This window comes from Blastococcus deserti (assembly GCF_042682525.1).
Lineage (GTDB): Bacteria > Actinomycetota > Actinomycetes > Mycobacteriales > Geodermatophilaceae > Blastococcus_B > Blastococcus_B deserti.
In genome coordinates this window covers 138,454-156,325 of sequence record NZ_JBHUHP010000009.1, presented here as the reverse complement: position 1 = coordinate 156,325, position 17,872 = coordinate 138,454, and the positions used below count along the sequence as shown (strand labels likewise).

General features: G+C 76.6%; 20 protein-coding genes and 1 pseudogene. 8 read left to right on the top strand and 13 right to left on the bottom strand.

Annotated elements, in window-relative coordinates; genetic code table 11:
• Window positions 1-100: 100 nt before the first annotated feature.
• Window positions 101-2,521 (top strand): DEAD/DEAH box helicase, encoded by a 2,421-nt coding sequence (locus ACFSHS_RS08760; protein WP_376874165.1) that lies wholly within the window; start codon window positions 101-103, stop codon window positions 2,519-2,521.
• Between the two features lie 21 nt (window positions 2,522-2,542).
• On the opposite strand, the pseudogene ACFSHS_RS08755 reads toward ACFSHS_RS08760, so the two are convergent.
• The 7 genes and pseudogenes from ACFSHS_RS08755 to ssd all read right to left on the bottom strand — a co-directional run.
• A pseudogene (locus ACFSHS_RS08755) lies at window positions 2,543-2,881 on the bottom strand (Rv3654c family TadE-like protein); the annotation flags it as partial.
• Complete coding sequence (locus tag ACFSHS_RS08750; protein WP_376874163.1) at window positions 2,878-3,213, bottom strand: TadE family type IV pilus minor pilin; 336 nt, start codon at window positions 3,211-3,213, stop codon at window positions 2,878-2,880. The gene ACFSHS_RS08750 and the pseudogene ACFSHS_RS08755, both read right to left, overlap by 4 nt.
• Window positions 3,214-3,282: 69 nt before the next feature.
• Window positions 3,283-3,546 (bottom strand): DUF4244 domain-containing protein, encoded by a 264-nt coding sequence (locus ACFSHS_RS08745; RefSeq protein WP_376874161.1) that lies wholly within the window; start codon window positions 3,544-3,546, stop codon window positions 3,283-3,285.
• Between the two features lie 116 nt (window positions 3,547-3,662).
• The gene (locus tag ACFSHS_RS08740; RefSeq protein ID WP_376874159.1) at window positions 3,663-4,394 is read right to left on the bottom strand and encodes a type II secretion system F family protein; all 732 of its coding nucleotides are present in this window, start codon (window positions 4,392-4,394) and stop codon (window positions 3,663-3,665) included.
• Window positions 4,391-5,185, bottom strand: a complete 795-nt coding sequence (locus ACFSHS_RS08735; RefSeq protein WP_376874157.1) for a type II secretion system F family protein — start codon at window positions 5,183-5,185, stop codon at window positions 4,391-4,393. The genes ACFSHS_RS08740 and ACFSHS_RS08735 overlap by 4 nt, the downstream gene beginning before the upstream one ends.
• Entirely contained in the window at window positions 5,182-6,324 is a 1,143-nt protein-coding gene (locus ACFSHS_RS08730; RefSeq protein WP_376874155.1) for a TadA family conjugal transfer-associated ATPase, read from the bottom strand. The genes ACFSHS_RS08735 and ACFSHS_RS08730 overlap by 4 nt, the downstream gene beginning before the upstream one ends.
• Window positions 6,321-7,388 (bottom strand): septum site-determining protein Ssd, encoded by a 1,068-nt coding sequence (gene ssd, locus ACFSHS_RS08725; RefSeq protein WP_376874153.1) that lies wholly within the window; start codon window positions 7,386-7,388, stop codon window positions 6,321-6,323. The genes ACFSHS_RS08730 and ssd overlap by 4 nt, the downstream gene beginning before the upstream one ends.
• Before the next feature lie 126 nt (window positions 7,389-7,514).
• Between ssd and ACFSHS_RS08720 the strand changes: the two genes are divergently transcribed.
• Together ACFSHS_RS08720 and ACFSHS_RS08715 are read left to right on the top strand one after the other, a co-directional pair.
• Window positions 7,515-8,363, top strand: a complete 849-nt coding sequence (locus ACFSHS_RS08720) for an HAD family hydrolase (protein WP_376874151.1) — start codon at window positions 7,515-7,517, stop codon at window positions 8,361-8,363.
• Window positions 8,364-8,415: 52 nt separating this feature from the next.
• Entirely contained in the window at window positions 8,416-8,688 is a 273-nt protein-coding gene (locus ACFSHS_RS08715) for a hypothetical protein (protein WP_376874149.1), read from the top strand.
• Window positions 8,689-8,736: 48 nt separating this feature from the next.
• On the opposite strand, the gene ACFSHS_RS08710 is transcribed toward ACFSHS_RS08715, so the two are convergent.
• Window positions 8,737-9,525, bottom strand: a complete 789-nt coding sequence (locus tag ACFSHS_RS08710) for an oxidoreductase (protein WP_376874147.1) — start codon at window positions 9,523-9,525, stop codon at window positions 8,737-8,739.
• Between the two features lie 140 nt (window positions 9,526-9,665).
• Here ACFSHS_RS08710 and ACFSHS_RS08705 point away from each other — a divergent pair, with 140 nt between their 5' ends.
• Together ACFSHS_RS08705 and ACFSHS_RS08700 are read left to right on the top strand one after the other, a co-directional pair.
• Window positions 9,666-10,217: a histidine phosphatase family protein gene (locus ACFSHS_RS08705; RefSeq protein ID WP_376874145.1), complete on the top strand. Its 552-nt coding sequence runs from the start codon at window positions 9,666-9,668 to the stop codon at window positions 10,215-10,217.
• 31 nt (window positions 10,218-10,248) lie between these two features.
• Complete coding sequence (locus tag ACFSHS_RS08700; protein ID WP_376874143.1) at window positions 10,249-11,001, top strand: adenosylcobinamide-GDP ribazoletransferase; 753 nt, start codon at window positions 10,249-10,251, stop codon at window positions 10,999-11,001.
• A gap of 15 nt (window positions 11,002-11,016) precedes the next feature.
• Here the strand turns inward: ACFSHS_RS08700 and ACFSHS_RS08695 are convergent, their stop codons facing one another.
• Window positions 11,017-11,286, bottom strand: a complete 270-nt coding sequence (locus ACFSHS_RS08695) for a hypothetical protein (RefSeq protein ID WP_376874141.1) — start codon at window positions 11,284-11,286, stop codon at window positions 11,017-11,019.
• A gap of 142 nt (window positions 11,287-11,428) precedes the next feature.
• Complete coding sequence (locus tag ACFSHS_RS08690) at window positions 11,429-11,758, bottom strand: tetratricopeptide repeat protein (RefSeq protein WP_376874139.1); 330 nt, start codon at window positions 11,756-11,758, stop codon at window positions 11,429-11,431.
• A 132-nt stretch (window positions 11,759-11,890) separates the two neighbouring features.
• On the opposite strand from ACFSHS_RS08690, the gene ACFSHS_RS08685 reads away from it, so the two are divergent.
• On the top strand, window positions 11,891-12,610 hold the full coding sequence (locus tag ACFSHS_RS08685) for a DUF4383 domain-containing protein (protein ID WP_376874137.1): 720 nt from the start codon (window positions 11,891-11,893) through the stop codon (window positions 12,608-12,610).
• 13 nt (window positions 12,611-12,623) lie between these two features.
• Here ACFSHS_RS08685 and ACFSHS_RS08680 read toward each other — a convergent pair whose 3' ends face one another.
• Window positions 12,624-13,802, bottom strand: coding sequence for a glucose-1-phosphate adenylyltransferase family protein (locus tag ACFSHS_RS08680; protein ID WP_376874135.1), 1,179 nt, complete (start codon window positions 13,800-13,802; stop codon window positions 12,624-12,626).
• An 87-nt stretch (window positions 13,803-13,889) separates the two neighbouring features.
• Here ACFSHS_RS08680 and ACFSHS_RS08675 point away from each other — a divergent pair, with 87 nt between their 5' ends.
• Window positions 13,890-15,131: an MFS transporter gene (locus ACFSHS_RS08675; protein WP_376874133.1), complete on the top strand. Its 1,242-nt coding sequence runs from the start codon at window positions 13,890-13,892 to the stop codon at window positions 15,129-15,131.
• Window positions 15,132-15,207: 76 nt separating this feature from the next.
• On the opposite strand, the gene ACFSHS_RS08670 is transcribed toward ACFSHS_RS08675, so the two are convergent.
• Both ACFSHS_RS08670 and def read right to left on the bottom strand, forming a co-directional pair.
• A complete protein-coding gene (locus ACFSHS_RS08670) occupies window positions 15,208-15,708 on the bottom strand; it encodes an FBP domain-containing protein (RefSeq protein ID WP_376874131.1) in 501 nt (166 codons plus the stop codon).
• Between the two features lie 81 nt (window positions 15,709-15,789).
• Complete coding sequence (gene def / locus ACFSHS_RS08665; protein ID WP_376874129.1) at window positions 15,790-16,347, bottom strand: peptide deformylase; 558 nt, start codon at window positions 16,345-16,347, stop codon at window positions 15,790-15,792.
• A 53-nt stretch (window positions 16,348-16,400) separates the two neighbouring features.
• Here def and ACFSHS_RS08660 point away from each other — a divergent pair, with 53 nt between their 5' ends.
• Window positions 16,401-17,342 (top strand): cobalamin biosynthesis protein, encoded by a 942-nt coding sequence (locus ACFSHS_RS08660; RefSeq protein WP_376874127.1) that lies wholly within the window; start codon window positions 16,401-16,403, stop codon window positions 17,340-17,342.
• The last annotated feature ends 530 nt before the right edge of the window (window positions 17,343-17,872 follow it).

Here is a 17,872-nt window from a genome sequence, read left to right as displayed (position 1 = left end):
GATCACAACCGGTGTAGACGTCCTCGACGTTCTGTCGTACGGATCACATCGTTGTCGTTCCGCCGCCCCGCCGGTTGCCGGAAGGTGTGACAGTGGACCGGTGACGACGCTCCACCCGGTCCGGCCGGCTCCCCCCGGCCCGGACCCCGATGACCGCGACGAGATCGGCACGGGCGTCCTCCCCGGCGCCGAGCTGCTGGCCTCCGTGCTGGCCGGGACGGACGTCGAGGAACAGCCGGTCACTCACGTGCACCACCTGCCGGTGCGCGAGAGCAGCACCCTCGGGTGGCCGGACTGGACGGACGCGGGGCTGCGGTCGCGGCTGGAGGCCCGCGGCGTGCGGGCTCCGTGGCGTCACCAGGTGGAGGCCGCCCAGCTGGCCCGCGAGGGCCGGCACGTCGTCGTCGCGACCGGGACGGCGTCGGGCAAGTCGCTGGCCTACCAGCTGCCAGCCCTGACCCGGCTGGCCGAGGATCCGCGCGCCTGCGTGCTCTACCTCGCGCCCACCAAGGCGCTGGCGCGGGACCAGCTGACGTCCGTGGCCGCGCTCGCGGATCCGTCGGTGCGCCCGGCCGCCTACGACGGGGACACCCCCGGCGAGGAGCGTGACTGGGTCCGACGCCACTCGCGCTGGATCGTGACCAACCCGGACATGCTCCATCGCGGCATCCTCCCGGCGCACCAGAAGTGGTCCAGCACCCTGCGGCGGGTGGCCTACGTGGTCGTCGACGAGTGCCACGCCTACCGCGGGGTCTTCGGCTCCCACGTCGGCCACGTCCTGCGGCGGCTGCGGCGGATCTGCCGCCGCTACGGTGCCGAGCCGGTGTTCGTGCTCGCGTCGGCGACCGTCGCGGACCCGGCCGCCGCCGCCACCCGCCTCGTCGGCGCCCCGGTCGAGGCGGTCACCACCGACGGCTCACCGCGCCCCGGTGCCACCTTCGCCCTCTGGGAGCCGCCCCTCACCGAGCGCACCGGGGAGCACGGCGCGCCGCTGCGCCGCTCGGCCGCCGCGGACGCCGCGGGCCTGCTGGCCGACCTCGTGGAGCGCGGCGCGCGCACGCTGGCGTTCGTGCGCTCCCGTCGGAGCGCGGAGTCCGTCGCCGAGCAGGCCCGGCGGCTGCTGCACGACCGCGGCCGCGACGACCTCGTCCGCCGGGTGGACTCCTACCGCGGCGGCTACCTGCCCGAGGAGCGGCGGGAGCTGGAGCGCGCGCTCTCCGCAGGCGACCTCCTGGGCGTGGCGACCACGAACGCCCTGGAGCTCGGCATCGACATCGCCGGGCTCGACGCGGTCGTGCTGGCCGGTTACCCGGGCACCCTCGCCTCCCTCTGGCAGCAGGCCGGCCGTGCCGGCCGTGCGCAGAAGGAGTCGCTGGTGGTCTTCGTCGCCCGCGACGACCCGCTGGACCACTACCTCGCCCACCACCCGCGCGCGGTCTTCGGCCGGCCGATCGAGGCCACGGTGACCGACCCGCTCAACCCCTACGTCCTCGGTCCCCAGCTGTGCTGCGCGGCCGCGGAGCTGCCGCTGCACCCGGAGGACCTGGCCGACTTCGGCGGTCCCGCGGCCGAGGCGCAGCTCGAGGAGCTCGTAGCCGCCGGCCAGCTGCGGCGGCGCCCCGCCGGCTGGTTCTGGGCCGGCCGGGGTCGCCCCGACGTCGACATCCGGGGCAGCGGCGGCGAGCCGGTCTCGATCATCGAGGCAGGCACGGGACGCCTGCTGGGCACCGTCGACGCCGACGCAGCCCACGCGACGGTGCACGACGGCGCCCTCTACGTGCACCGGGGGGACACCTTCGTCGTCGACGAGTTCGACGTCGACGACGCCTGCGCCGTGGTGCACGCCGAGAGCCCCGAGTGGACGACCGTGGCCCGGGACGTGACCGACCTCGGCATCGTCTCCACCGACCGCACCCGGCCGCTGGGCTCTGTCACCGCGCACACCGGCGTGGTGGACGTGACGAACCAGGTGGTGGCCTACCAGCGGCGGCGGCTGGGCACCGGCGAGGTGCTGGCCGAGTTCCCGCTGGACCTGCCGGCGCGGCAGCTGCGGACCCGCGCGGTGTGGCTGACCTTCGACGAGCGCGCAGTGGCACGCGCCGAGGTCGACGAGCTGGAGCTGCCGGGCGCGCTGCACGCCGCGGAGCACGCCGCGATCGGGATCCTCCCGCTGCTGGCCACCTGCGACCGCTGGGACCTCGGCGGGCTCTCGACCGCCCTGCACCCCGACACCGGGACGGCGGCGATCTTCGTGTACGACGGTCATCCGGGCGGGGCCGGCTTCAGCGAGCGCGGGTTCGCCGTGCTGCGCCGCTGGCTGCAGGCCACCCGGGCCACCGTGGCCAGCTGCGAGTGCGAGAGCGGCTGCCCGTCCTGCGTGCAGTCGCCCAAGTGCGGCAACGGCAACGATCCTCTCGACAAGGCGGGGGCGGTTCGCGTGCTCGACGTGGTGCTCGACGAGCTCGCCGCCCTCGAGGGCCCCCTTGCCGACGACTCCCTGGAGGACGCCGCCGCCCGCTGACCACGGAACGGGACCGGCGCGGGCGCGGGCGGTCGCCGAGAAGATGCCCAGTCGCCCGAGACGCACCGGCACGCTGACCGCCACGTCGACGACAGCGCCGTCCCCGGCCGAGCAGCCGGTGAGGTCCGCGCCGTTCGCCGCCGCCGCCCAGGACGCACCGGCGCAGGCGTCGGCGCCCTGCACCGCGCGCACCGCCCCGGCGAGGGCCGCGAGATCCGCCGCCGCGGCGGCCCGGTGCCGGGCGACGGCGGCGACGCCCGTGACCACCGCCGCCGCCCCCACCACGGCCAGGACGCCGCACAGCGCCAGCATCCAGACGGTGGCGGACCCGCGCTCGCCCTGCCCCCTCCCCTGACTCATCCGGCACCTCCATCGGGCTCGCGCAGGGCCACCGCCTCGGCGGAGACCGTGAACCGCAAGGGCACCGGGCCGAGCGGGGCGATGCGCGCCGACACGGTCACGCGCACCTGCTCGCCGTCCGGCACGACCGTGACCACCGTGCCGTCCGGCGCGGCCTGGTCGGCCAGGGCGGTCACCACTCCCACCGGCTCACCACGGGCCGCCGCCCGGGCGCCTTCACGCGCGGCGTCGACGCAGCGCAGCTGCGCGCCGACCACCGTGACCGCGGCGACCGCCCCGGCCAGCACCAGGAGGAGAACCGGCAGGACGACGGCCGTCTCGGCGGTCACCATGCCGGCCTCCTCCCGCCCGGCACGGCGGACCCGCCCGCCGGGGCGACCGACGGGGCTGCGTCGCACGGCTCAGGAGAGCGTGGCGAGGGCGGACTCGATGAGGTCGGTCAGCCCGGTGACGATCGAGCCACCGGTGACCACGCGGTAGAGCACGGCGGCGAACGCGCAGGCAGCCACCGTGCCGACGGCGTACTCGGCGGTGCTCATGCCGGCTTCGCCGGTGGCCCGGACCTCGGCCCAGCGCCGGGACAGCCACGACCGGCCCGGCTGCGCGGGCCGCTCCAGGACGTCCGGTCCGGCCGCTTCTCCCTCGGTTGTCGGTACGTTCCCCACGGTGCCTCCTCGGTCGGGGCCCGCCGTCCGCGGGCCGTGACCCGACCCTTCCGCCGGAGCCCGTCCGATCCATGGCCTGAGAGCGATCTGTGGAGACGGCGATCGGCTGTGGACGGTCAGCCGAAGACGTCGCCGGCGATACCGAGCACGATGGGTACGACGCCGAGGCAGACGAAGGCCGGGAGGAAGCAGGCGGCCAGCGGAGCCAGCACCCACACCCCCGCCCGCCGGACCGCCGCCTCGCCCGCCGCGCGCACGTCCGCCCGGATGTCGGTTGCCAGCGCCCGCAGGCCCGGCGCCGCGGTCGCTCCCGACTCCCCGGCCCGGACGAGCAGCCTGCCGAGCGCCCCGAGCTCGGCGGGCGCGTCGGCCCAGGCCCGCCGGGGCTCGGCGCCCAGCCGCAGCAGGGCTGCGACATCCGACAGGTGCCGACCCAGCGGCGCCGGCACCGCGCCCCCGACGGCCGTCAGCGCCGCGCCGACCGGGACACCCGCCGTGAGGCAGAGGGCCAGCAGGTCGCACGCGCCGGGCAGGTCGCGGAGCAGCGAGGTCCGGTCGTGCGGGCCGTCGCCGCCTGCCGCGCCTGCCAGCCAGCGCTCCGCCAGTACCGCGACGACCGTGGCCACGACGACGCCGGGAAGCCCGCCCACCAGCAGACCGGCCGCAAGGCCCGCCGCACCGGCCAGCAGCCGGCGGGTGCTCGTCGGGCCGGCGACTCCCGCGACGTCGGGCGGCTCCGGCGGGGCCCGCAGGGACCGCACCCGGTGCGCCGCCAGAGCGGTCCGCGGGGACCAGAGTGCGAGGGCCGCCGCGAGCGCCAGCAGGAGCTCCCATCCCGGCGCGGTCATCGCAGCGCCCGACGCACCAGGCGCCCGGACCAGGCCAGGCCGGCCAGCTCCAGCACCACCCCGACGACGAGCAGCACCTGCCCGGTCGCCGTCGTGGTGAGCACGCGCCACGGGTCGGCTCCGACCCCGTGCCCCATGACGATCCCGAGCAGGGGCAGGCAGGCCAGCAGCACCGCGCTGGCTCGCGGCCCGGCCGTCGCCGTCCGCAGCTCCAGCCGCAGCCGGTGGCGGGCGCGCAGATCGTCCTCCACGGCGGCGGCGACCGCGGCGAGCGAGCACCCCGTCCGGGCACTGAGCAGGACTCCCGCCGAGACGCGGGCCAGCGCCCCGGCCAGCTCCGCGTCCTGACCGGGCGGGGGTGCGGCCTCGGGAGCGCGCAGCGTCCGGGCGAGAGCAGCCCCGGTGCCGGCATCCGCGCAGGCGTCGACGGCCGCCACGGTCGCGGCGTCCAGGGACCGACCGCTGCGCAGATCGCCGGCGAGGGCGCCCAGGCCCTCGGTCAGCGACAGCAGCCGCTGCTCCGCGTGGTGTTCCCGCCGCCCGGCCGTCCAGGAGCGTGCGGCGAGGAACGTCGCCCCGGCGGCGAGGGCGGCCACGAGCGGCGTCGAGAGGACCGCCGCCACGGCGGCCGAGATCCCCGCAGCCGCGCCGGGAACAGGAAGCTGCGCGGAGCGGACACGCCGCCCGGTGGACCGGGCCGCGCCGAGCTCGCGCACCCGCACCCGGGACCGCGCCTGCCGGTCCGGCCAGAGGAGCATCGCGAGTGCCGCGGCGGTCAGCAGGGCGGTCACGGCGGCCCCTCGGCCAGCCGGTCCCACAGCGGGCCGGCGGCCGGGCAGTCCGCACCGTCGGCCCGCCACCCGGGCTCCACCACGACCCGCTCCCCCGACCGGCGGACGACGCCGACCTCGGTCACGCGACGGCCCTGCGGCGTGCGCCGGAGGTGGACCACGACCGCCAGGGCGGCGGCGGCCTGACTGTGCACCGCGGCGCGATCCAGGCCGGCCGCCACCCCGAGCGCCTCCAGACGCGCCGGCACCTCGGCCGGCCGGTTGGCGTGCAGCGTGCCGCAGCCACCGTCGTGACCGGTGTTCAGCGCCGCGAGCAGGTCGGTCACCTCGGCACCCCGGACCTCGCCGACGACGAGCCGGTCGGGCCGCATGCGCAGCGCCTGGCGCACGAGGTCGCGCAGCGTCACCGACCCCACACCCTCGACGTTGGGTGGCCGGGTGAGCAGCCGGACGACGTGCGGATGGGCAGGGGTGAGCTCGGCGGCGTCCTCGCACAGCACGATCCGGTCGCCGGGATCGGCGGCACCGAGCAGTGCCGACAGCAGCGTGGTCTTCCCGGAGCCGGTTCCCCCGGTCACCAGGAAGGCCAGCCGCCGCGCCACGACGGCCCGGAGCAGCTCTTCGCTCCCTCGGGGCAGCGTGCCGAGGGCCGCGAGCTCGTCGAGCGTGTGCGTGCTCCGGCGGAGCACCCGCAGGGACAGGCAGGTGCCGCTGCCCGACACCGGGGGCAGCACCGCGTGCAGGCGGGTGCCGTCGGCCAGGCCGACGTCCACCCACGGAGCCGCATCGTCCAGCCGCCGTCCCACCGTGGCGGCCAGCCGGACGGCGAGCCGGCGGACCGCGTCGTCGTCGGGAAACCGCACGGCGGTGGGCTCCAGCCCGCATCCCCGGTCGATCCAGACGGAGTCGGGCCCGTTGACGAGGACGTCGGTGACACCGGGCGTGCGCAGCAGCGGCTCGAGCGGTCCGGCGCCGGCCAGCTCGTCGACCGCCCCACGGACCGCGAGCAGGACGTCGTCGTCCCCGAGCAGGCCGCCGGCCTCCTCGCGCACGAGCGCCGCGACCGCGGCGCGGGTCGGCGGGCCCGGCTCGAGGGCGAGGCGGGCCCGGACACGGTCCAGCAGGGCCGGTGCGGTCATCGCGGCGCGCCCGGACGCGGGAGGCTCCCGAGGATCCGACGGGCGACGGCACCGAGCGGCGACCGTGCCGAGACGAGGGGTGGCTCGCCTCGTTCGCCCCGCGGGACCGCGCTCCGGTCGTGCGCCAGCTCCGCCAGGACGGGGCGGCCGACCACGTCGGCGACCTCCTCGAGGGACAGCCCGCCGGGGACCTGGCGGACGACCAGCTCCGCGGCCGCCCACGGGGAGTCGGGTCCCTCCACCTGCAGCCGGGCCGCGGTGGCGGCCCGCAGCCGGGCGGGGACGACGAGCACGGCCAGGTCGGCGTCGGCGGCGACGGCCGACGCGTCGCTCCCCGCACACCGCGGCAGGTCGACCACGGCCGGGCAGCCGACGGAGCGGGAGGCGTCGACCACGGCCGTCAGCGCGTCCGCCGGAACCGTGCCGGGGGAGGAACGGGACGCGGCCACCACGTGGACGCCGGCGACGTCCGGCAGCGCGGCCAGCAACGCGTCTCCGGCGACCCGCCCGCGCAGCCCGGTCAGGTCCGGCCACCGCAGGCCGTCGGCGCCCTCGGCCCCGAGCAGCAGGTCGAGCCCGGCACCCCAGGGATCCGCATCGACGAGCGTCACCCCGGGTGCGGCCGCCAGCGCCACCGCCGTGGCCAGGGTGCTCGCACCCGCGCCGCCGCAGGACCCGCCCACGGCGACCAGCCAGCCCCGCTCCACCGGAGCGCGCACCGCCGCCGTGCAGCGCGCCAGCAGCCACGACTCGTCGTCGGGCAGCACCGCGACTCGCTCGGCACCGATCTCGACGGCTCCCGCCCAGCCGGTGGCCGGCAGGTCCCGGGCGGCCACGACCACCACCCCGGGCCGGCGCTGGAGCGACCGGAGCGCCCCGGCGGCCAGTGCGTCGGCCCCGATCAGGACGAGCGGAGCCTGCCGGTGAGCGCGGCGCAGCGCCGGTCCGCCCGTGGCGAGCTCCGGTTCGGCACCGGCGGCGGCCAGCAGTCGCAGGAGGTCGTCGAGGAGACGCTCGTCGCTGCTGACGACCAGCGGTCGGGCGGTCGTGCGGGAGGTGGACACGCCCCCACCTCACCCGCGGGTCGGCGGACAGTGCCAGATCGACGGCGCAACTGTGGATGACCCGTCCGGGTGTGGACGGCGCGCGGCCCCGACCGCCGGGAGGAGATCCACTTACAGTCGTGCACTGTGACGCGCGCAGCGGCGTTCTTCGATCTGGACAAGACGGTCATCGCCAAGTCGAGCACGCTCGCCTTCGGCCGGCCGTTCTTCCAGGGTGGCCTGATCAACCGCCGGGCAGTGCTCAAGACCGCCTACGCGCAGCTGGTCTTCTCCCGGGCCGGTGCCGACGCCCCGCAGATGGAACGCCTGCGGGCCCAGCTGACCGCGATGGTCACCGGCTGGGACGCCGCGACCGTGCAGGACATCGTCCGCGAGACGCTGCACGAGATCGTCGACCCGCTGGTCTACGCCGAGGCGGCGGACCTTATCGAGGAGCACCGGGCCGCGGGTCGGGAGATCGTCATCGTGTCCAGCAGCGGCGCGGAGATGGTGGAGCCGATCGGCGAGATGCTCGGGGTCGACCGGGTCGTGGCCACCCGCATGGTCGTCGAGGACGGCCGCTACACGGGCGAGATCGAGTTCTACGCCTACGGCGAGAACAAGGCGGCGGCGATGCGGGAGCTGGCGTCGACCGGCGGCTACGACCTCGCCGACTGCTACGCCTACAGCGACTCCGTCACCGACCTGCCGATGCTGTCGGCCGTCGGCCATCCGACCGCGGTCAACCCCGACCGCGGGCTGCGCAAGGCGGCGCTCGAGCACGGGTGGCCGGTCCTGCAGTTCACCCGGCCGGTCAGCATGCGGGCGCGGTTCTCCGCCCCGCCGGCCCCGGTGGTCACCGGCGCCGCGGTCGGTGTGGGGGCCGCCGTCGTGGGGCTCGCCTGGTACGCGCGGCACCGCGCCCTCCGCGCCGGTCTGCTCGCCACCGAGGCCCCTGGGCCGCTCCCCGGCCGCCGCCGCCGCCGCGGGGCCTGACGGCGCGGCGGGGCTCCCCCGCCGCCGCGCCCGGGTGGGCCATCCTGCCGACGTGGTCACCGTGGTCCTCGCCTGGCTGGCCGTGCTCGCCGTGTGCCTGGCCGCGGTCCTCTTCGGGCAGTCCGTCCGCAGGACCCCGCGCCGGCGCCGCCGATCGCGCGCCGGCCGGATCGGGTTGTTCCTGTCGCTGTCGGGCCCGTGGCTGTCCATCGTGGTCGCGGCAGCCGTCGGCGCCGTCACCGGCGCCTGGCTGGTGGCCGCGGCGGCCGGCGCCTGCGGGGTGGTCCTCACCGCCCTGGTGGGGTTCCTGCTCTCCCCCCGCTGACGAGGCCTCTCCTCCTGCTGCCGAGGCCACGGCGCGGCCGCACGCGGGTCAGCCCCGGAGCAGGCTCTCGCAGATCGCCAGCCCCTCGAGGGCTCCGTGCTCGGTGGCCCGGCAGCAGTGGACCAGCCATCCGGCCACCCCCGCCTCCGTCCCGGAGGCGTAGCCGGCCAGCGCCTGCGCGTACGCCTGCGCGCCGAGCTCGGCGAAACCGACCTCCGGCACCGACACCGCCTTCGGGTCCAGGCCCCGGCCGATCCCGGTGAGCCGCCCGGCGGCCCGGGCCACGACACCGTCCGCGGTGCCGAACGGGGCCAGTGCGGCGAGCTCACCGTGCACCAGCGCGGCCACGAGCACCGCCGGTGCCGCCGTACCCCCCGTGACCAGGGAGAACAGCCCCGACAGCCGGGGGCCCGCGTGCGGCGCCGGGCGTCCCAGGGCGGCGGACTCGGCCAGGTCGGCCGCGGCCAGCACGTGCAACCTGGCCAGCACCTGACCGGGTGCCCTCGACCACGTCTCGACCATCGAGCCCAGTCCCGCCGACACCCGCAGGGCGCCCTGCACGACCGGGTCGCCCACGGAACCCGCGCGCAGGTCGGCCAGGGGCACGTCCACGCCGTCGAGCGCCGCCGACGCCCGGGCACCCCGGAGCGCGGACTCGGTGCTGACGCCGGCCGACTCCCGGCGGAGCACGCGGTGGCCCAGCAGCCGGTCGATGCCGGCGCGGGCGGCGTCGGCGGCGTCCCGGACGCCGGGCAGGTCGAGCAGCGGAGCCAGCGGATCGGCCGCGCCGGACGTCGCCGCGGGCCGGGCGGCGCCCGGCCGGACCGGAATGCTCACGTGATCTCCTCGCTGCGCTCGCGGGTCACGTGACCGGAGCCGCTGTGCTGACGGGTGGCCGCGCAGACCCGGCCACGACGACGACGGTACGAGGCGCGCCGTCGGAGCCCGCACGGCCCTCGCCTACGCTTTCCCCTGCCATGGCCCGACCTTTGACCTTGCTGCTCGTCCGCCACGGACAGAGCGAGTGGAACGCCGCCGGGCGCATGCAGGGGCAGACCCCCGACGTCCCCCTGACCGCGCTCGGGCACGCGCAGGCCCACACCGCCGCCGCCGATCTGGCACGCCTCCGCCCCGGAGCGTTGATCTCCAGCGACCTCCTGCGCGCCGTGCAGACCGCCGAGCACTGCGCCCGCGCGACCGGCCTCCCGATCGTCTGCAGCCCGGCGCTGCGCGAGCAGGGGTACGGCGAGCTGGAGGGGCTGCCCTCCCGGGACCTGTGGAACCGGGTCGACTGGACCGACCCGCACTGGTCGGCGCCCGGCGGGGAGAGCCTGGCGGAGCTGCACGCCCGGGTGCAGGCGTTCCTCAAGGAGCTCGCCGCCGAGCCTCCTGCCGACGTCATCGCGCTGGTGACCCACGGCGACACGATCCGCGCGGCCCAGGCCGTCGTGGCAGGGCTCGGCCCCGACGCGCTGCCCGCGGTCACCCCGCACAACGGAACGGTGACGCGGCTCGAGCTGATCGTGTGAGCGCCGACCCCGCGCGGGCCATCCGCCCGGCATGAGGATCACCGGGCCCCTCGAGTCGGCCGCGCTGCTCACCGTCCTGCCCGTCCCCCGGCGCTGGGCGGTCTCCGGAAGCGGCGTGCTGCCCTGGGCCCCGCTGGTGGGTCTGGTGCTCGGCGGCATCGCGACCGGCATCGCCGTCGTCGGCGACCGGTGGATCTCCCCCCTGGCGGGCGCGGTGCTCGGCGTCGCCGTCCTGGCGCTGCTCACCCGCGGGCTGCACCTCGACGGGCTGGCCGACACCGCGGACGGACTGGGCCCGCTGCGGAGCCGGGAGCGGGCGCTGCAGGTGATGCGCCAGGGCGACGTCGGGCCGTTCGGCGTCGGGACGTTGGTGCTCACCCTGCTGGTGCAGATTTCCTGCCTGGCGGCCCTGCTGGAGACCCGCTGGGGGTGGCTCGCGTTCTGGTGCGCCGTGGTGGTGGCCCGGATCGCCATGGCCAGGACGGGCCTGCCCGGCGTGGTGACGGCGGAGGGCTCCTCGCTGGGCGCGCTGGTGGCCGGCACGGTCTCGGCGGCCTGGCTGACCGGGTGCGGCCTGGTGCTGCTCGCGCTCCTGATCGCCGCGACGGGCGAACCGGAACCGGCGGTGCGCCTGGCGGCCAGCGCCGCGGGGGGTGTGCTGGCTGCCGAACTCCTCCACCGCCGGGCCCGGACCCGGCTCGGTGGCGTGACGGGTGACGTGATGGGCGCGATGGGCGAGACGGCGACCGCCGCCACCCTGCTGGTGGCCGCGGTCGCCTTCTGACCCGTCAGGCCGGGTTCAGCGGCGGCGCAGGAGGCCTTCGACCAGGCGACCGAGGCCACCGCCCGTCGCCGGTGTGGCGGCGCGCCCCCGGCCCATGCCGCTCCGGCCCATCCCGCTCCGGCCCATCCCGCTCCGGCCCATCCCGCTCCGGCCCATGGCCCCCCAGCCCATCCCGCTGCGGCTCATGCCCCGCCGACCCACCGGCTGGCCCACGCCGCGCACCGGGCGCCCCGTGGTGCGGCCGCCCCGCGCGGCGCCGCGCGCGGCGGTCTCTGCAGATCCCATCAGTCTTCCGAGGATGCTCATGGGGACGGGGTTCCCCGAAAGCCACGGGTGACCCGGCTCGTCCACCGGGGCCCGCGCCGGCATCGGCGTGGCGTGACGCCACGGCCTCGTACGGCTGCGTCATGCCGCCGGGCGGCTGCGGTCAGGCGGCGCCGAGCGCGTCGGCCATCCGGTGGTGGGCGACGGCCTCGCCGGCGCGGCTCTGCCGCTCCAGCGTGCGCGCCAGCGCACGGCGGGCCCAACCGTTGGCGGGCGCCAGCTCGACCAGCCGGGTGAGCGCCTCCTCCGACCGCGCCAGCTGCGCCGATCCGAAGTAGGACCGGGCCAGCATCTCCAGGGCGGCCTCGTTGGCCGGCTCGGCGGCGACGACGCGTTCCAGGATGCGGGCCGCCTCCGTGGGCTGCCCCATGGCGAGGAAGAGGTCGGCCCGCAGGAACTCCGAGTGCAGGTCGATCTCGAACGGCTGCGTCATGCCGGCATGAACGACGACGGTGCCCGGAGCCTTCCCACCGAGGGCCGCGGGAGTCCCTCCGCCGACACGCGCATCCGGACGACGGTCCTCCACCGAAGCACGGGGCATCAGCACCCCACCGAGGAGCCCGCCATGCACCTGCGTCCCGTCTCCCACCGAGCCACGCCCGCCCCCGATCAGCGGGGGCCCGCAGCCACGACACCGGCGGGGAACGCCGGCCCGGCCGCCGCCCGCGTGCTCGCCGTCCACCGGGTGGGTGCCCTCGGCGTGGCCGCCGTCATCCTCGTGTTCGGGCTCCTGGGCTTCGCGGGCGGCCTGGAGTTCTTCTCCACCAGCGGCGAGCCGATCCTCGGCATGTCCTCCAACGGACTCCTCTCGACCATCTCGGTGATCACGGCCGCGGTGCTCGTCTTCGCGGCCCTGCGTGGCCCACGGGTGGCCTCGACGATCATGATGATCGTCGGGTCGCTGTTCATCCTCTCCGCCCTGGCCAACCTGGCGGTGCTGCGCACGGACCTCAACCTGCTCGCCTTCGAGATGAGCAACGTCGTCTTCTCCGCCGTCGCCGGCCTGGTCCTCCTGCTGCTGGGCGCCTACGGGCGCCTCACCGGCAACCTCCCACCGGACAGCCCCTACGCCGCCGCCCGTCCCCAGCCGGCACCGGAGCCCCCGGAGTACCCCTCCACCCCGGCCGAGTTCGCGGCGGAACGCGCCATGCGGGAGGCCGAGCTCGCCGTGGTCAACCACGTGGCCACCGCCGAGCAGCGCCGCCGGGTCGCCGCGATGGCGCGCGTGCACAGCCGGTACGACCGGCGGCGGGTGTGGATGGAGTTCGACGCCCCGCGGTCCTGAGAGGGGGGGCGGGTCAATCCTCCTCCGGGTCGGGCAGGCGGGCTCCGGCCGCGACCTCACGGCCGGCCGCCACGCGGGCCCGCCGCCCGACCAGGGTGACGTCCCCCTCCCCGCCGACCACGGCGCCCTCGCCGATGTCGACGAGGTCGTCGAGCACGGACCGGACGACCCGCGCGCCGGCCCGCACGCGCACCCCCGGCAGCAGGACGGAGTCGACGACGGTCGCGCCCTTCTCCACCACCACGCCGGGGGACAGCACCGAACCGCGGACCTCCCCCGCGACCCGGGTACCGCCCGACACCAGGCTCTCGTCGACCACCGCACCGGACAGGATCCGGGCTGCGCTGTGCCGGCCACCGCGGGTGTGCAGCGGCCACGACAGGTCGTCGAGATCGATGGGGGGCTCGGGTGAGAGGAAGTCGCGGTGCGCCTGCCAGTACGCCGGGATCGTGCCGACGTCCCGCCAGTACCCCCGGAGCGGGTACGCGCGGGCGAGGCCGTCACGGGTCTGGGCCGGCAGCAGATGGCTGCCGAGGTCCTCGAGGCCGTCCTCCCCCAGGTCGTCGTCGAGCGCCTCCAGCCGATCGAGCGTGGCACCGGGGGCGAAGACGAAGACCTCGTTGGTCGCCGTCGTCGTCGCCGGCTCCTCCGGCTTGTACGCGTAGTCGGTCACCCGCTCGCCGTCGACCTGCACGATCCCGTACCGCGACGCATCGTCGGCGGCGACCTCGGTGGTCACCATCGTGACCTCCGCGCCGGAGCCGAGATGGGCGTCGACGACCTCGCGGTAGTCGAGCTTGTAGACGGCGTCGGCACTGACCACGACCAGCGCGTCGGGGTCGTACTCGCGGATGAGATCCGCCTGGCGCCACAGCAGGTTGGCCGTGCCGCTCACCCAGCCGCCCCGGTCGGTGCCCTGGAACGGCGGCAGCATCATCAGTCCGCCGAAGGTCCGGTCGAGGTCCCAGGGCCGGCCGTTGGCCAGGTGGTCCGACAGCGAGGTCGGGTGGTACTGGACCGAGACCCACACGTCGGCGATGGCGGAGTGCTGGCAGTTGCTGAGCGGGAAGTCGATGAGCCGGTACACCCCGGCGAAGGGGACGGCGGGTTTGGCGCGCTGCTCGGTCAGCAACTCGAGGCGTCCCCCCGCTCCGCCGGCCAGCACCAGGACGAGGATCCGCGGGAGCGCCATGGTGCGCCCCTACCCGCGCACGCTGCCACCACGCGTCCGGCGGACACGACACGCGGGGCGCCGGGAATCACCCGGACGGCGGGCGGCTTGTCCGCTGTCGTGCCCGCCCCGCGCCGCCTGCCGCGAGCTCCCGCCTTCTGGTCGGTGGCCGCGCTCCTGGTGGTCATGCTCGCCGCGTCGGGGGTGCCCTCCCCGCTGTACCGGGTCTACCAGGAGCAGTTCGGCTTCAGCTCCGGCGTCCTGACGACGGTCTTCGGCGTCTACGCCTTCGCGCTGCTCGCCTCGCTGCTCGTGGTCGGAGGGCTGTCCGACCACGTCGGCCGGCGCCCGGTGCTCGTCGGCGCCTTCCTGCTCGAGGCCGCTGCGATGGCGCTCTTCCTGTTCGCCGACGGGGTGGGCTGGCTGCTCGGCGCCCGCGTCGTCCAGGGACTGGCCACCGGCGCACTGACCAGCACGCTGGGTGCGTCGCTGCTGGACCTGCAGCACCGGGACCGGCCGCTGGGTGCGTTCATCAACAGCGCCTCACCCGGGCTGGGGCTCTCGATCGGCGCGGTCGCCGCCGGGCTCCTCGTCCAGTTCGTCCCCTCGCCGACCGACTGGGTGTTCGGGGTCCTGACCGTGGTCTTCCTGCTCGCGGCGGTGGGCACCGTCCTGCTGCCCGAGAGCTCGCCCCGTGTACCGGGCGCCCTCGGCTCGCTGCGGCCCCGGGCGCACGTGCCCGGTGCGCACCGGAAGCCCTTCGTCGTGGCCCTTCCCCTCCTGGTCGCCTGCTGGGCGCTCGGCGGGCTGTACGCATCGCTCGGCCCGTCGCTGGTGGCCGACGTCTTCGGCATCGACAACCACGTGGCCGGCGGCCTGCTCATCCTCGCGCTCAACGGCACCGGCATCGCGGGCTCGCTGGCCCTGCGGACCGCACCTCCGGAACGGGCCCACCTCGTCGGCGCGCTGGTCTTCACGGTCGGCGTCGCCGGCACCCTCGGAGCCCTGTTCGCCACCTCGGCGCCGCTGCTGTTCACCGCGGCGGTCGTCACCGGGTTCGGCTTCGGGGCGGCCTTCCTCGGCGCGGTGGCGACCATCACCCGGGGTGTGGCCCCGGGGCACCGGGCCGGCCTGCTGGCCAGCATCTTCGTCGTCGGCTACCTGGCGTTCAGCCTTCCGGCGATCGCGGCGGGGATCGCCGTCGCCGAGTTCGGCCTGACCCGGACCACCGAGGTCTACGAGTCGGTCGTGGTCCTGCTGGCCCTGCTCGCCGTCACCGGCCTGGTGCGGGCCCGCCGGACCGTCGGCGGAACCGTCCCCGCGGAGCGGCCCGAGACCGTCGCCGCCTGAGCCCGCTCACCCCCGGGCAGGGCGTCGTCGCCGAGCCCGGGCAGGGTGGGCGTCCTCACCCAGGGAACCGCGCACCTCAGCGCCGGACGGCGTCGACGAACCCCTGGACGCGCTCGCGCAGCTCGGCGGTCCGCTCGGCGAGGACCTCGGCCGGATCCCGGTCCTGCAGCCACGGAGGGATGTCGGCGCGCACCCGCTGCGCGCAGCGGAGGTCGGCGCACATGTAGGTGCCGACCGTGTTGCCGTTGCGGCCGGCCTCGCCGGTGCGTCTGGCCGTGAACAGCGAGACGGCGTCGCCCGGCTGCGCGGTCTGGCAGAGCAGGCACATCGCCGTCGTGCGCCCTGACATGCGGGTGTCGGCCGCCCGGACGGCGACGCCCACCGGCCGGTCGCCGTCCTCGACCACCAGGTAGCCGCGCAGCGGCGCCTTCGGATCCCGCCACCCCAGCAGTTCCAGCGCGGACCAGTCGAGCGTGTCGAAGTCCTTCGGCAGCGCCAGGCCCTTGGCCTCGCCCTGCGAGCAGTTCACGAAGGAGCGGCGAACCTGCTGCTCGGTCAGGGGGTGCACGGTCGGCATCTCCTCCGTGGTGGGGGCCCGGCCATCCTGCTCGGACGACGGCCGTCGGCTCACCCCATTTTCCGCCGGGCAGTCCCCGGGTCAGGCGGGGAGGTCGCCGCCGGGGCCGGCCGCCTCCGCGAGCAGCCGCTCCCGGTCGGCCTCGGGCAGCAGGTCGACGTACACGGTGCCGTTCAGGTGGTCGACCTCGTGCTGCAGGCAGCGGGCGGCCATCCCGGTCGCCTCGATCGACACCGGGTCGCCCTTCAGGTCCACCCCGTCCACCCGGGCACGGAAGGCGCGGGGCAGCTCGGCGTAGGGACCGGGCACGGACAGGCAGCCCTCCTCGGTGACCTCCTCGGCCGGCTCGTCGCCCACCGGCTCCAGGACCGTCAGCGTCGGGTTGATCACGTAGCCGACGACGTCCTCCCCGGCCGCGTCCGGGCAGTCGATCACGAAGATGCGCGCGTCCACGCCGATCTGGTTGGCCGCCAGGCCGACCCCGTCGGCGGCGGCCATGCTCGCGAACATGTCGAGGAGCAGCCGGCGCAGCCCCTCGCCGAACTCGGTGACGGGGGCGCAGGGACGGTGCAGGACCGGATTGCTGCCGTAGGTGACGATCGGCCGGGCGACGCCGTCGTAACGGCCGGGCAGGCGCATGACCGCCGATCCTAGGGACGGCACCCGGGACGGCGGTTGGCACGATGTCCGGCGTGACCGTCCCGACCGCCCTGGGCCTGGCCCTCGGGGCGGTGGCGGACCTCGTTCTCGGCGATCCCCGGCGGGGTCATCCGGTCGCCGGGTTCGGGCGCGCGGCGCAGGCCCTGGAGCGCCGGACCTGGCGGGACTCGCGGCCGGCGGGGACCGGGCACGCGCTCGTGCTCACCGGTGCGGCGGCGGGTCTGGGAGCGGCGGTGGACCGGGCCACCCGGCGGCATCCGGTGGCCCGCACCCTCGCCACCGCCGCGGCCACGTGGACGGTCCTGGGCGGCACGTCGCTGGGCCGCGCCGCGACGACCATGCAGCAGGCTCTGGCGATGGGCGACGTCCCCTCCGCACGCGCCGCGCTCCCCGCGCTGGCCGGCCGGGACCCCCGCGCGCTGGACGAGGCAGGCCTGGCCCGCGCCACGGTGGAGTCGGTGGCGGAGAACACCTCCGACGCCGCCGTCGCCCCGCTGTTCTGGGGCGCCGCCGCCGGCATCCCCGGGCTGCTCGCCTACCGGGCGGTCAACACCCTCGACGCGATGGTCGGGCACCGGTCCCCGCGCTACGCACGCTTCGGCTGGGCCGCCGCCCGGCTGGACGACGTCGCGAACTGGCTGCCCGCCCGGGCGACCGCCGTCCTCACCGTCGCCTGCGCCCCCCTGGCCGGCGGTTCCCCGTCGGGGGCGCTGCGGACGTGGCTGCGTGACGGCGCCGCCCACCCGAGTCCCAACTCCGGCCGCTGCGAGGCCGCGCTGGCCGGCGCCCTCGGCCTGCGGCTGGGTGGCCGCAACGTCTACGGCAGCCGCGTCGAGGTGCGGCCGGCGCTCGGCGACGGACGCCCGCCCGCGGCGAGCGACATCCGCCGCGCGGTACGGCTCTCCCGCGCGGTCTGGACGACCGCGGCGATCGTCGCGGCCACCGCGCGATGGCCCCGGCGCTCGCGCGGCTGAGCCGGGCGCTCGAACAGCCCCCTCGGCCGGGAGAGGACCGGGAAGCCGCCGGGATCCACGTGCGGGTGGCCGGCCGGCGGATCGCCGGGCGCCCGCCGACATCAGCTCCGCGACGCTCGCGGGGGCAGCGGCTCCGCTGGCGCTGCTGCTGGCCGAAGGACGCGCGTTCGGGACCGGCCACGCGTTCGACGAGCACCTGCGGCTGCCGTTCACCCGCCCCGCCGCCGAGCTCCGCAGAGCGATCGAGGTGCTCGCACAGGTGCAGGCCCGGCTGCGCTCGGAAGGTGCGCCGGGCACGCCGGCGCGGTTGCTGACGGTGGTCTGAGCGCGACGCTCCGTGGACTCGAGGCCACGAACCGTCACGGCACGACCACGGGCACGCGTTGCGTCCTGGGCGATTCGGTCGTGGCCTCTCCCATAACGCATGCGGGTGCCGGTCCCGGGACGTACCGTCCTCGCATCAGAGCGACCGGCTCCGTGCGACGGAGCCGGAGCCGCGTGGTCGAGCACACGGCCCCGCGGGCCGCTGG